The sequence below is a fragment of the Citrobacter sp. RHBSTW-00944 genome (genome assembly GCF_013615435.1).
Classification (GTDB): Bacteria; Pseudomonadota; Gammaproteobacteria; order Enterobacterales; family Enterobacteriaceae; genus Citrobacter; species Citrobacter braakii.
On the sequence record NZ_CP055418.1, the window covers coordinates 287,823 to 301,085 of the forward strand.

Consider the following 13,263-nt stretch of genomic DNA (forward strand, 5'->3'; position numbering starts at 1 on the left):
ACCACACTTCGGTGTGGTTATTTTGCCGCTGCGGAGAAATGTCGTGAAGCGACCAGCGCTGATAATGGTTTGCCTGTTATTACAGGCGTGCTCAGCCACCACCGAAGGGCTGGGTCATTCGCTATGGGATAGCGTGTTTGGTACTCCCGGCGTACAGATGACGGACGATGAAATCAAAAACATGCCCTACGCCAGCCAGTACATGCAGCTCAACGGCGGCCCACAACTGTTTGTGGTACTCGCGTTCGCGGAAAACGGACAGCAGAAATGGGTGACTCAGGATCGGGCCATTCTCGTCACGCAGTCTGGGCGCATGGTGAAAACGCATCTCGGCGGGGACAACCTGATCGAGGTGAATAATCTGGCGGCAGATCCGCTCATCAAACCAAACCAGATAGTCGATGGGGCAACGTGGACCCGCACGATGGGCTGGACCGAACATCAGCAGTTGCGCTATGCCACCGCCCGCTCGGTTTTCGAATGGGATGGCACTGACACCATTAAGGTTGGTAGCGAAGATACGCCAGTACGAATCCTTGACGAAGAAGTCACCACCGATCAAACGCACTGGCATAACCGCTACTGGATCGACAGCGAAGGGCAGATTCGCCAATCGGAACAGTATCTTGGCGCACGTTACTTCCCGGTGAAAACCACGCTGATTAAGGCGGCAAAATCATGATGAAACGAGCCGTTGTGGCGCTGCTATTGAGCCTGAGCGCAGCGTCAGTTTTTGCTGCGGGTAGCGTTAAGGTCTTTACCTCCGCCAGCGAAGAGCCAAAAACGTTGACCGGGGCCGAACATCTGCTCGACCTGGTTGGGCAGCCGCGGTTGAGTAATAGCTGGTGGCCAGGAGCGGTTATCAGCGAAGAGCGGGCAACGACGGAAGCAGAGCGTCAGCAGCAGGCATTACTGGCTCGTCTGGCGATGCTCAGCGCTGAAGCAAGTGGTGACGATGCCGCGGCTATCAACGCATTGCGCCAGCAAATTCAGGCGCTGAAGGTGACCGGCAGACAGAAGATTAATCTCGACCCGGATGTTGTGCGCGTCAGTGAGCGAGGCAACCCGCCGTTGCAGGGCAATTACACGCTGTGGGTCGGACCGCAGCCAACGGATATAACGCTGTTTGGCCTGCTAAGTCATCCGGGTAAACAACCGTTTATGCCCGGGCGCGATATCGCCAGCTATCTCGATGGGCAACGTCGGCTCAGCGGCGCAGATCGTAGCTATGCCTGGGTCATCTATCCCGACGGACGCACGCAAAAAGTCCCGGTCGCATACTGGAACAAACGTCACGTTGAGCCGATGCCCGGCAGCATCATTTTTGTCGGACTCTCTGATGCTGTCTGGCGCAGCACCCCGGATGAAATCAATGCCGACATTCTTCGCACCCTGACCCAGCGGATACCCGAATAATGAGAAAAACTTATCTGCTCAGCTTACTGGCGATGGGCGTAAGCGTTGCCTGCCACGGTGAAACCTGGCCCGCGCCCATTGGACCTTCCCAGTCGGATTTTGGCGGCGTGGGACTGCTGCAAACCCCAACCGCACGCATGGCGCGTGAAGGCGAAATGAGCCTTAACTACCGCGATAACGATCAATACCGTTACTACTCTGCGTCGGTACAACTCTTCCCCTGGCTGGAAACCACCCTGCGCTATACCGATGTGCGTACCAAAAAATACAGCGGCGTGGAGTCGTTTTCTGGCGATCAGACTTATAAAGATAAGGCTTTTGATCTCAAACTTCGCCTGTGGGAAGAGAGCTACTGGATGCCGCAGGTGGCGGTTGGCGCGCGGGATATCGGTGGTACCGGACTGTTTGATGCGGAGTATGTGGTGGCGAACAAAGCCTGGGGCCCGTTTGATTTCTCTCTCGGCCTTGGCTGGGGATATCTCGGGACCAGCGGCAACGTTAGCAACCCGTTTTGCTCATACAGTGATAAATTCTGCCATCGCGATAACAGCTACAAGCAGGCCGGTTCTATTGACGGTAGCCAGATGTTCCACGGTCCGGCGTCGCTGTTTGGCGGCGTAGAGTATCAGACTCCCTGGCAGCCGCTGCGCCTGAAACTGGAGTATGAAGGTAATAATTACCAGCAGGATTTTGCCGGCAAGTTGGATCAGAAGAGCAAGTTTAACGTCGGCGCTATTTATCGCGTCACCGATTGGGCCGACGTTAACCTCAGCTATGAGCGCGGGAACACCTTGATGTTTGGGGTCACGCTGCGGACTAACTTTAACGATCTGCGACCAAACTATAACGACAATACCCGCCCGAAATATCAACCACAGCCGCAGGATGCCATCCTGCAACATTCGGTGGTGGCGAATCAGTTAACGCTGCTGAAATATAATGCCGGGCTGGCGGATCCTAAAATTCAGGTGCAGGGCGATACGCTGTATGTGACGGGTGAACAGGTGAAATACCGTGATTCGCGCGAAGGGATCGAGCGTGCTAACCGGATCGTGATGAACGATCTTCCCGATGGGATCCGCACGATCCGCATTACGGAAAACCGCCTTAACTTGCCGCAGGTGACGACCGAAACGGAGGTTTCCAGCCTCAAGCGCCATCTGGAAGGCGAGCCGTTGGGCCATGAAACTCAGCTGGCACAAAAACGCGTCGAACCCGAGGTACCGAAAACGACCGAGCAGGGCTGGTATATTGATAAGTCACGCTTCAATTTCCACATCGATCCAGTGCTAAATCAGTCGGTGGGCGGCCCGGAAAACTTCTATATGTATCAGTTGGGCGTGATGGGAACGGCGGATTTGTGGGTTACCGATCATCTGCTGACCACCGGGAGTTTGTTCGCCAACCTCGCCAATAACTATGACAAGTTTAACTACACCAACCCGCCGCAGGATTCGCATTTACCACGCGTGCGTACCCATGTGCGTGAGTATGTGCAAAACGATGTCTACGTGAATAACCTGCAGGCCAACTACTTCCAGTCACTCGGAAACGGGTTCTACGGACAGGTTTACGGGGGCTATCTGGAAACTATGTACGGCGGAGCGGGGGCAGAAGTGCTGTATCGCCCGCTGGACAGCAACTGGGCGTTTGGTGTTGATGCCAACTACGTGAAACAGCGTGACTGGCGTAGCGCGCAGGACATGATGAAGTTCACCGACTACAGCGTGAAGACCGGGCATTTGACGGCTTACTGGAATCCTTCGTTCGCCCAGGATGTACTGGTGAAAGCCAGCGTGGGGCAGTATCTGGCGGGGGATAAGGGCGGAACGCTGGAAGTGGCGAAACGCTTTGACAGCGGCGTAGTGGTGGGTGGTTATGCGACCATCACCGACGCCTCGCCGGATGAGTACGGAGAGGGTGATTTTACCAAAGGGGTGTACGTTTCTGTGCCGCTGGATCTGTTCTCGTCAGGCCCAACCCGCAGTCGTGCGGCGATTGGCTGGATGCCGTTAACACGCGATGGCGGCCAGCAGCTTGGACGTAAGTTTGGTCTGTACGACATGACCAGCGACAGGAGTGAAAACTTCCGCTGATAGATGGCCGGATGGGACCTGCGCTTATCCGGCTCTATAAACGACGTAATAATTTTGCCGGATTTCCCGCATACACGCCTTTCTCGGTGATCGATTTGGTCACCACGCTTCCCGCGCCGACGACCACGCCATCACAGATAGTGACCGCCAGAATGGTCGCTCCGCTACCGATCGAGACATCGTCGCCAATCGTAATACGTCCCCAACTGTTGCGGTCGGCATTGGGTTTTCCTTCGCGAAACATATCGTTGGCGAACATCACGCCGTGACCGATAAAACAGCGGGCGCCGAGGGTGACATATTCGCAGATGAAGGTGTGCGACTGAATTTTGCTGTCTGCGCCAATCTGCGTATTACCCTGGATTTCAACAAATGGTCCGACAAAAACGTTGTCACCCAATGTGCAGTCGTAGAGATTTGCGGGTTCATAAATTACCACGTTCTCACCGCAGGTAACGTTGCGAACAGCGGATTGTCTGAGCTGCATAATTCATCCTGTGAAATGTGTCGTGATATACATCATTCCCTGCTGACCTTTCTTGCACAAAATATAAACAAAAAATGTAGATCTCTGTCACATTTTTGCGTTATACAGGAACATTGCCACTGAGTAAGAGGTGCTGTTATGACGTCGCTATCTCGTCCGCGCGTGGAGTTTATCTCCACTATTTTACAGACCGTGTTGAATCTGGGGTTGCTGAGTCTGGGCCTGATCCTGGTCGTATTCCTCGGGAAAGAAACGTTGCATCTGGCGGATGTGCTGTTCGCGCCGGAACAAACCAGCAAATATGAACTGGTGGAAGGGCTGGTGGTTTACTTTCTCTACTTTGAATTTATCGCGCTGATTGTGAAGTACTTTCAGTCAGGTTTTCACTTTCCGCTGCGCTACTTTGTCTATATCGGGATCACTGCGATTGTGCGGCTGATCATTGTCGATCATAAAGCGCCGATGGATGTGCTGATCTATTCTGCGGCGATCCTGCTGCTGGTGATCACCCTGTGGCTGTGTAATTCCAAACGGCTGAAGCGAGAGTAAAAGACAACACGCCGCAATTAGGCTGCGGCGTGTTTTGGGTAAGAATTACTGCGCAGAGGCCGGCTGGGTTTTCTCCGCTGCGGGCTCCCACAGCTCTTCAAGTTCTTCCAGCGTTTTGCCTTTGGTTTCCGGCACAAACTTCCACATAAACAGCGCGGCCAGAATGCCCATACAACCGTAAATCCAGTAGGAGAAACCGTTGTGGAAATGGGAAATCAGCCACGAATTTTTGTCCATCATCGGGAAAGTCCAGGAAACGAAGTAGTTCGCCAGCCATTGCGCGGCAACCGCAATGGCGAGCGCTTTGCCACGAATTGCATTGGGGAAGATTTCGGCCAGCAGCACCCAACAAACCGGTCCCCAGGACATGGCGAATGCGGCGACATAAAACAGCATCGACAGTAACGCAACCAGCCCGGAAGCCTGGGTATAAAAGGCGGTTCCGAGGCTGAACATACCGATGGCCATGCCTAAGGCGCCAATAATCTGCAGCGGTTTGCGACCAAATTTATCCACCGTCATGATCGCCAATACGGTAAAGCTTAGGTTGATCACGCCAACAATAATGGTCTGCAACAGCGCCACGTCAGTGCTGGCTCCCAGCGTTTTAAACACTTCCGGGGCATAGTAGAGCACGACGTTAATACCGACGAATTGCTGGAAGATAGACAGCATCACGCCGATGACGATAACGCCTGCGCCAAACATCAGCAGTCGACCGCCGGTTTTACGACCATGTTCCAGAGACTGATTGATCTCCTGTATGGCCTGGGCGGCGAGGGTGCTGCCCATAATTTTGCGCAGAATACCTTCCGCTTGTTCATGTCTACCACGCGCCATCAGCCAGCGTGGGCTTTCTGGTACGGTATACAGCAGCAGTAAAAATAGCAGAGCGGGAATACTTTCGGACGCAAACATATATCGCCAGCCATCAGTATTCAGCCAGTTAGCGTCACCTGAACGAGCGATAAAATAGTTAACGCAATACACCAATAGTTGACCAAAAATAATGGCGAACTGGTTAAATGACACCAGTTTCCCACGAATATGTGCGGGTGCCAGTTCAGCAATATACATTGGTGAGAGCATTGAGGCTAAACCTACCCCAATACCACCAATGATGCGATAAATAACAAATTCGGGAACGTATCCGGCTAAATAAACAGGTACCGCGTTATCTGGATTAATCGTCGTAAAGCCTAATTCCGGCCAGGCGGATCCAATGCCGGAAATAAAGAACAGCAGGGCGGCGATTTTCAGCGAGTCCCGACGACCAAACCGGTTACTGCAATAGCCGCCCAGCGCGCCGCCGATGATGCAACCAATCAACGCACTGGCGACGCAAAAACCTAACAGCGAGTTGGCAGCGGATTCACTTAAGTGTTGTGGGGCGACAAATACGGTATTTAAGGATTCTACCGTTCCGGAAATGACAGCCGTGTCATAGCCGAATAATAGCCCTCCTAATGTTGCGACTAATGTAATCGAAAAAATATAACTGGAATTATATTGAGTGTTCATTCAGACCTGCCTTAAAGGGTACAGCTCTTTTGATCAGTGCGGTGATGGTGAATTTAACAGGCAGGGAAGACAATTATCATTTTTTACATTGCAATTATGTTTTGTCTTTTCTGTGATCTTAATTCTGTTTAATTTGTCGAGTTTCAGGCGAAAAATTGATTTGCAGTGATGGGGGGCACGAAAGGAAATAATCGTAAGCGTAATGCAAAATAACATAAAAAAAGGGCGCTCCGTAGAGCGCCGAATAACAGTCACAGGTTGGGATAACATAAGTTGAGGGTTGCAGTGGCATTGCCCGTTGCCGGGCAGTTACTTCGGTAAAACTTAACCTTTCACACCACCCGCCGTCAGTCCGTTGACCAGCCAGCGCTGTGCCAGCAGGAACACCAGAGTGATCGGAATGGCTGAAAGTACAGCTGCGGCGGCAAAGTCGCCCCACAAATAGTTCTGTGGATTGAGGTACTGCTGCATACCTACCGCAAGGGTATAGCTGTTCACATCACGCAGCAGCAGTGATGCGACCGGTACTTCGGTAATCGCGGCAATGAAAGACAGAATAAACACGACCGCCAGAATCGGAACGGAAAGCGGTAGCAACACCAGGCGGAATGCCTGCCACGGCGTTGCGCCATCCAGCGCGGCCGCTTCTTCCAGCGAACCGTCGATGGTTTCGAAATAGCCCTTAATCGTCCACACATGCAGCGCAATACCGCCGAGATAGGCGAAGATCACGCCACCGTGAGTGTTCAGACCAATAAACGGAATGTACTGGCCCAGGCGGTCAAACAAAGCATACAACGCGACCAGAGACAGCACCGCCGGGAACATCTGGAATATCAGCATCCCTTTCAGTAGGGTTGCTTTGCCCGGGAAACGCATACGGGCAAAGGCGTAAGCGCAGGTGGTGGAAAGCGTCACGATACCGATCGCGGTAATGGTGGCTACTTTCACCGAGTTCCACAGCCATAACAGCACCGGGAACGGCGGCGGCGTCACGCGGCCATCCGCGTGTTCAACGCTAAAGCCCAGCGCCAGTTTCCAGTGTTCCCAGGAGATGTTTTCCGGGATCAGGCTGCCGGTGGCAAAGTTACCTTCACGCAGCGAGATAGCGATAACCATCAGCAGCGGGAACATGATCGCTGCAATGAAAATCAGCAGCAGCAAGTGCGTTGTTAAGAGACGCAGTTTCTGAGATTTGGGTTGTACCATAGCCATGTTCGTTGTCTCCCTTAATCAAACTTCATACGCGTGGCTTTCAGGTTCACTATGGCCAGCGCACCGACCAGCAGGAAGATCAGCGTGGCAATCGCCGCCGCCAGACCGAAGTCCTGACCACCGCCGCCTTCGAAGGCGATACGGTAGGTGTAGCTCACGAGCAGGTCGGTATAGCCTGCTGGCGTGGTGGTACCAAGACGGTCTGGACCACCGTTGGTCAACAGTTGAATCAGCACGAAGTTGTTAAAGTTAAAGGCGAAGCTGGCGATCATCAGCGGCGTCAGCGGCTTAATCAGCAGCGGCAACGTAATCTTAAAGAAGTTCTGGAACGGACCTGCACCATCCATCGCCGACGCTTCATACAGGTCGTCAGGGATCGCTTTAAGCAGACCCATGCACAGGATCATCATGTACGGGTAACCAAGCCAGGTGTTGACGATAATAATCATCGAACGCGCGGTGGTTGGGTCGCTGAACCAGGCCGGTTTGATGCCAAACAGCGCGCTCAGCATCATGTTGATTTCACCGAAGCTCTGGTTGAACAGCCCTTTGAAAATCAGAATCGAAATAAACGACGGTACGGCATACGGCAGAATCAGCAGGACACGGTAAATCGCTTTGCCTTTGAGAGACTCCCACTGTACGAGACAGGCCAGTACCATCCCCACGGCCACGGTGAGGATCACGGTCAGAACAGAGAAGACCACCGTCCAGACAAAGATGGCGAAGAACGGTTTCTGAATGCCTTCGTCAGTAAATACGCGGGCGAAGTTGTCCCAACCGATGGCAACGGTATAGCCTGGGCTGAGTTTTTCGTTACCCCAGCTACCGTCAGCGTTAATTGCCTGATAATAACCAATATCGTTGTTGGCGCGGTATTTTACGCCGCTTTGGCTGTTGGTGAGCGTGCCGTCATCAGCGAGCGTATAGAGTGGCTGCGTGCCGGAAAACTGGCGCAGTGAACTCATAATCACTTTGCTTTCATCCGGCAGGATGGCGGTGAGTTGGGTTAACGCCTGGCGATTTTGCGTGATGATACGCAGCGTCGCACGTTCGCCCGCTGGCAGCGCCTCGGCTTCTTTCAACTGCAGTTTCTGTTCGCCGCCAAATTTAAAGGCGTCGGAGAGATAATTCTTGCCAGTTTCACCGTCGGTGAGGGCCAGTTGCCACTCCGTACCCGCCGGATACAGGCCGAAGTTGTAGGTTTTCCCCGCCTGATAAGAACGGTCCATCAGGACTTCCTGAGCACGTTCAAAGGTCAGTTGGTTGGTGCTGCTGTAGTTGGTAAAGGCAATTGCGATAGTACAAATTAGCGGAAACAGGACAAACAGCCCCATCCCTGCAACGCCTGGGTAAACATAGCGCCAGGCGTAGGCTTTACGGTTAGCAAAAATATACAGGCCAGCAGAGCTTAAAATCAGCGTCATGATGGCAAACAGGTACTCCCCCTGAGCATACATCAAAACAACAAGGTAACCGACCAGCAGCCCAAGCAGACCCATCACTGACCATTTCAGCCGGTCGCTTTGCCACCAGTGTTTCTTTTTAATGACATCCATGGGGATCAATCCTCTTAACGCTTTATCCTTCGCACTACCTCTTTGTTGGCTGCGGAAGCTCACCCCAGTCACTTACTTATGTAAGCTCCTGGGGATTTGCCTCCTTGCCGCCTCGATGTAGCGCGAATGATTTCGCGTAACAACGTATTCAATAAACCTGATTCCCTAAGAAATAAGGGAAACCGTATTACTTGGTGATACGACCTTGTGCATCTTTCAGCGCGGCATCGACGGTCTGACGGCCGCTGGCAGCGTTGATCACTGCGGTACGAACGGCATACCAGAATGCGGACATCTGCGGGATGTTCGGCATGATCTCGCCTTTCTGGGCGTTATCCATGGTGGCCGCGATACGCGGGTCTTTCGCTAACTGATCCTGGAAGGATTTCAGCGCAACCGCGCCCAGCGGTTTGTCCTTATTCACTTCATCCAGACCCTGATCGGTCAGCAGGTAGTTTTCGAGGAACTCTTTTGCCAGTTCTTTGTTCGGGCTGGCAGCGTTGATACCTGCGCTCAGAACGCCCACGAACGGTTTGGACGGTTTACCCTTGAAGGTTGGCAGCAGGGCAACGCCGTAATTCACCTTGCTCTTATCGATGTTGGACCACGCCCACGGACCGTTGATGGTCATCGCGGTGTCACCTTTGTTAAAGGCCGCTTCGGCGATGGAGTAATCGGTATCCGCGTTCATGTGTTTGTTCTTGATCAGATCAACCAGGAAGGTCAGACCCGCTTTTGCGCCCGCGTTGTCCACGCCCACGTCTTTCACGTCGTACTTGCCGTTTTCAAACTTGAACGCGTAACCGCCGTCGGCGGCAATCAGCGGCCAGGTGAAGTACGGTTCTTGCAGGTTGAACATCAGCGCGGACTTCCCTTTCGCCTTCAGCTCTTTATCCAGCGCAGGAATTTCTTCCCAGGTTTTTGGCGGGTTCGGAACGAGGTCTTTGTTATAAATCAACGACAGCGCTTCAACCGCAATTGGGTAGGCAATCAGTTTGCCGTTATAGCGTACGGCATCCCAGGTGAATGGATAGAGTTTGTCCTGGAACGCTTTATCTGGGGTGATTTCAGCCAGCAGGCCAGACTGAGCGTAGCCGCCAAAACGGTCATGTGCCCAGAAGATGATGTCAGGGCCATCGCCAGTCGCGGCAACCTGTGGGAACTTCTCTTCCAGTTTGTCCGGGTGCTCAATGGTGACTTTGATACCGGTGTCTTTCTCGAATTTTTTGCCCACTTCAGCGAGGCCGTTATAGCCTTTGTCGCCGTTAATCCAGATAACCAGCTTACCTTCTTCAATCTTGGCGAGAGCCGAGGCGGAAAACATCATCGTCGTTAATGCAGACAATGCGAGGATGCGTGCGCCAGTTTTGATTTTCATAGTTCCCATCCTGTTTGGTGATTTTGCAGAGGTGGCTTAACGGTTACTAGTTTCTTTATACGACAACCTCTTTCCATCCTCCTTACCCCTACGCCCCACCCGCTCTTTATGTGATCTGTGTTACATAAATGTGAGTATTGCGTACTGGCGCACATAAAAACCCACTGATTTTTGCAGGCTGCATCACGAAATTCCTCCGCGGCGTACGGCCCGGGTCTCAGACGCTGTTCTCTCATCCTCCCGCCTCCTCCCCCATAAAAAAGCCGGGGGTGGAGGATTCACGCAGTCAAGGGATCACGCATAGTCAGCCCATCATGAATGTTGCTGTCGATGACAGGTTGTAACGAAGGGAGAAGGGCATGGCGAGCGTACAGCTGCGAAATGTAACGAAAGCCTGGGGTGACGTGGTGGTATCGAAAGATATCAATCTCGACATTCACGAAGGGGAATTCGTGGTGTTTGTCGGACCGTCAGGCTGCGGTAAGTCGACCTTGCTGCGTATGATCGCCGGACTTGAAACCATCACCAGTGGCGACCTGTTTATCGGGGAGACCCGGATGAACGACATTCCCCCCGCCGAACGCGGCGTGGGCATGGTCTTTCAGTCCTACGCGTTGTATCCCCATTTATCCGTCGCAGAAAACATGTCGTTTGGCCTCAAACTGGCTGGCGCAAAAAAAGAGGTGATGAATCAGCGCGTGAATCAGGTCGCGGAAGTTCTGCAACTGGCGCACCTGCTGGAGCGTAAACCGAAAGCGCTTTCCGGCGGACAACGTCAGCGTGTGGCGATTGGCCGAACGCTGGTCGCCGAGCCGCGCGTATTCCTGCTGGATGAACCGCTGTCGAACCTCGACGCCGCTCTGCGTGTGCAAATGCGTATTGAAATCTCCCGCCTGCATAAACGTCTTGGCCGCACGATGATTTACGTCACCCACGATCAGGTCGAAGCGATGACGCTGGCCGACAAAATTGTGGTGCTGGATGCTGGTCGCGTGGCGCAGGTCGGCAAACCGCTGGAGCTATACCACTATCCGGCTGACCGCTTTGTGGCGGGCTTTATTGGTTCGCCGAAGATGAACTTCCTGCCGGTGAAAGTCACCGGGACGGCCATCGATCAGGTGCAGGTTGAACTGCCTAACCGCCAGCAAATATGGCTACCAGTGGACAGCCATGCGGTACAGGTTGGTGCCAACATGTCTTTAGGTATCCGCCCGGAACATCTGCTGCCCAGCGATATCGCCGATGTCACCCTCGAAGGTGAAGTGCAGGTGGTCGAGCAGCTTGGTCACGAAACTCAAATTCATATCCAGATCCCCGCCATCCGTCAAAACCTGGTTTACCGCCAGAACGACGTGGTGTTGGTAGAAGAGGGTGCCACATTCGCCATCGGCCTGCCGCCAGAGCGTTGCCATCTGTTCCGTGAGGATGGCACTGCATGTCGTCGGTTGCATCAAGAGCCGGGCGTTTAAGGTCCCCATAAAAAACGAAACGCAAAGCCATTCGAAGCTACATCGAGGCGGCAAGTAAATGAATCCCCGGGAGTGTACAAAGAGTACGCGACTGGGGTGAAAGAACGCAGCCAACAAAGAGGCAGCCCGAAGGGGGACGCGTTTAAAGAAAAGCAATGATCTCAGGAGATAGAACGATGATTACTCTGCGCAAACTCCCTCTGGCGGTTGCTGTAGCAGCAGGCATTATGTCTGTTCAGGCAATGGCTGTAGATTTCCACGGTTACGCTCGTTCCGGTATTGGCTGGACAGGGAGTGGCGGTGAACAACAGTGTTTCCAGGCAACCGGTGCACAAAGTAAATACCGTCTCGGTAACGAATGTGAAACCTATGCGGAAATCAAATTAGGTCAGGAAGTGTGGAAAGAAGGCGATAAGAGCTTCTACTTCGACACCAACGTTGCTTACTCCGTCGCACAGCAGAATGACTGGGAAGGCACAGACCCGGCATTCCGTGAAGCTAACGTGCAGGGTAAAAACCTGATCGAATGGCTGCCAGGCTCCACTATCTGGGCCGGTAAGCGCTTCTACCAGCGTCATGACGTACACATGATCGACTTCTACTACTGGGATATTTCAGGTCCTGGCGCCGGTATTGAAAACATCGATCTGGGCTTCGGTAAACTGTCTTTGGCAGCGAGCCGTTCACAGGAAGCGGGTGGTTCATACGCTTTCAGCAGCCAGAATATCTATGATCGTACCAAAGACACCGCGAACGATGTATTTGACGTTCGTTTAGCGCAGTTGGCAACTAACCCGGATGGGATGTTGGAACTGGGCGTTGACTATGGTCGCGCGAATACCACCGATGATTACAGGCTGGCGGACGGCGCATCTAAAGATGGTTGGATGTTCACCGCTGAACATACCCAGAGCATGCTGAAGGGCTACAACAAGTTTGTCGTTCAGTACGCCACAGATTCCATGACCACCCAGGGCAAAGGCCTGAACCAGGGTTCTTATGGTTCTTCCACTACGACCATTGAAGATCCCGTTACTGGCGTTAAAACCAACTATGCCAACAACGTTGTGAATAACAACGGTAGCCTGTTCCGCGTGCTGGACCACGGTGCAATCTCCCTGGGCGACAAGTGGGACCTGATGTACGTCGGTATGTACCAGAACCTCGACATGGATAACGACCTGGGGACCGAATGGTACACCGTCGGTATTCGCCCGATGTATAAATGGACGCCAATCATGAGCACCCTGCTGGAAGTCGGTTACGACAACGTCAAATCTCAGCAGACCAGCGATCGCAACAGCCAGTACAAAATCACCCTGGCCCAACAATGGCAGGCGGGTGACAGCATCTGGTCTCGTCCGGCAATCCGCGTCTTCGCAACCTATGCAAAATGGGATGAAGAGTGGGGTTACATCAAAAATGGTAACGACGTAACCAAATTCGCAGCGGCAACGAACTCTGGCCTCAGCACAACCAGCCGTGGCGACAACGATGAGTGGTCCTTCGGTGCCCAGATGGAAATCTGGTGGTAATTCAGCACTAACCTGACGTAAAGACGGAAAGAGGGGCG

11 protein-coding genes are annotated in these 13,263 nt (G+C 53.1%); 6 read left to right on the top strand and 5 right to left on the bottom strand.

Going from position 1 to position 13,263, the window contains the following annotated elements; translation table 11 throughout:
* Positions 1-43: 43 nt before the first annotated feature.
* From HV334_RS01370 to HV334_RS01380, 3 genes are read left to right on the top strand one after another with little or no spacing between them, the layout of a single operon-like run.
* The gene (locus HV334_RS01370; RefSeq protein WP_181221081.1) at positions 44-682 is read left to right on the top strand and encodes a YjbF family lipoprotein; all 639 of its coding nucleotides are present in this window, start codon (positions 44-46) and stop codon (positions 680-682) included.
* A complete protein-coding gene (locus HV334_RS01375) occupies positions 679-1,416 on the top strand; it encodes a capsule biosynthesis GfcC family protein (protein WP_181221082.1) in 738 nt (245 codons plus the stop codon). Before HV334_RS01370 ends, HV334_RS01375 begins: the two co-directional genes overlap by 4 nt.
* Positions 1,416-3,512: a YjbH domain-containing protein gene (locus HV334_RS01380; RefSeq protein WP_181221083.1), complete on the top strand. Its 2,097-nt coding sequence runs from the start codon at positions 1,416-1,418 to the stop codon at positions 3,510-3,512. Before HV334_RS01375 ends, HV334_RS01380 begins: the two co-directional genes overlap by 1 nt.
* Positions 3,513-3,546: 34 nt before the next feature.
* Here HV334_RS01380 and HV334_RS01385 read toward each other — a convergent pair whose 3' ends face one another.
* Entirely contained in the window at positions 3,547-4,002 is a 456-nt protein-coding gene (locus HV334_RS01385; RefSeq protein WP_161784581.1) for an acyltransferase, read from the bottom strand.
* A 135-nt stretch (positions 4,003-4,137) separates the two neighbouring features.
* Here HV334_RS01385 and psiE point away from each other — a divergent pair, with 135 nt between their 5' ends.
* A complete protein-coding gene (gene psiE, locus HV334_RS01390) occupies positions 4,138-4,548 on the top strand; it encodes a phosphate-starvation-inducible protein PsiE (RefSeq protein WP_003031674.1) in 411 nt (136 codons plus the stop codon).
* 45 nt (positions 4,549-4,593) lie between these two features.
* Here psiE and xylE read toward each other — a convergent pair whose 3' ends face one another.
* The 4 genes from xylE to malE all read right to left on the bottom strand — a co-directional run bounded on the left by xylE (position 4,594) and on the right by malE (position 10,221).
* Entirely contained in the window at positions 4,594-6,069 is a 1,476-nt protein-coding gene (xylE, locus tag HV334_RS01395) for a D-xylose transporter XylE (RefSeq protein WP_047499539.1), read from the bottom strand.
* A gap of 324 nt (positions 6,070-6,393) precedes the next feature.
* The gene (gene malG, locus HV334_RS01400) at positions 6,394-7,284 is read right to left on the bottom strand and encodes a maltose ABC transporter permease MalG (RefSeq protein ID WP_016155340.1); all 891 of its coding nucleotides are present in this window, start codon (positions 7,282-7,284) and stop codon (positions 6,394-6,396) included.
* Positions 7,285-7,298: 14 nt separating this feature from the next.
* Positions 7,299-8,843: a maltose ABC transporter permease MalF gene (malF, locus tag HV334_RS01405; protein WP_016155440.1), complete on the bottom strand. Its 1,545-nt coding sequence runs from the start codon at positions 8,841-8,843 to the stop codon at positions 7,299-7,301.
* 187 nt (positions 8,844-9,030) lie between these two features.
* Positions 9,031-10,221: a maltose/maltodextrin ABC transporter substrate-binding protein MalE gene (malE, locus tag HV334_RS01410; protein WP_016155342.1), complete on the bottom strand. Its 1,191-nt coding sequence runs from the start codon at positions 10,219-10,221 to the stop codon at positions 9,031-9,033.
* Positions 10,222-10,580: 359 nt separating this feature from the next.
* Here malE and malK point away from each other — a divergent pair, with 359 nt between their 5' ends.
* Both malK and HV334_RS01420 read left to right on the top strand, forming a co-directional pair.
* Positions 10,581-11,690, top strand: coding sequence for a maltose/maltodextrin ABC transporter ATP-binding protein MalK (gene malK / locus HV334_RS01415; RefSeq protein ID WP_016155343.1), 1,110 nt, complete (start codon positions 10,581-10,583; stop codon positions 11,688-11,690).
* A 176-nt stretch (positions 11,691-11,866) separates the two neighbouring features.
* A complete protein-coding gene (locus HV334_RS01420) occupies positions 11,867-13,225 on the top strand; it encodes a maltoporin (RefSeq protein WP_016155344.1) in 1,359 nt (452 codons plus the stop codon).
* Positions 13,226-13,263: the final 38 nt, after the last annotated feature.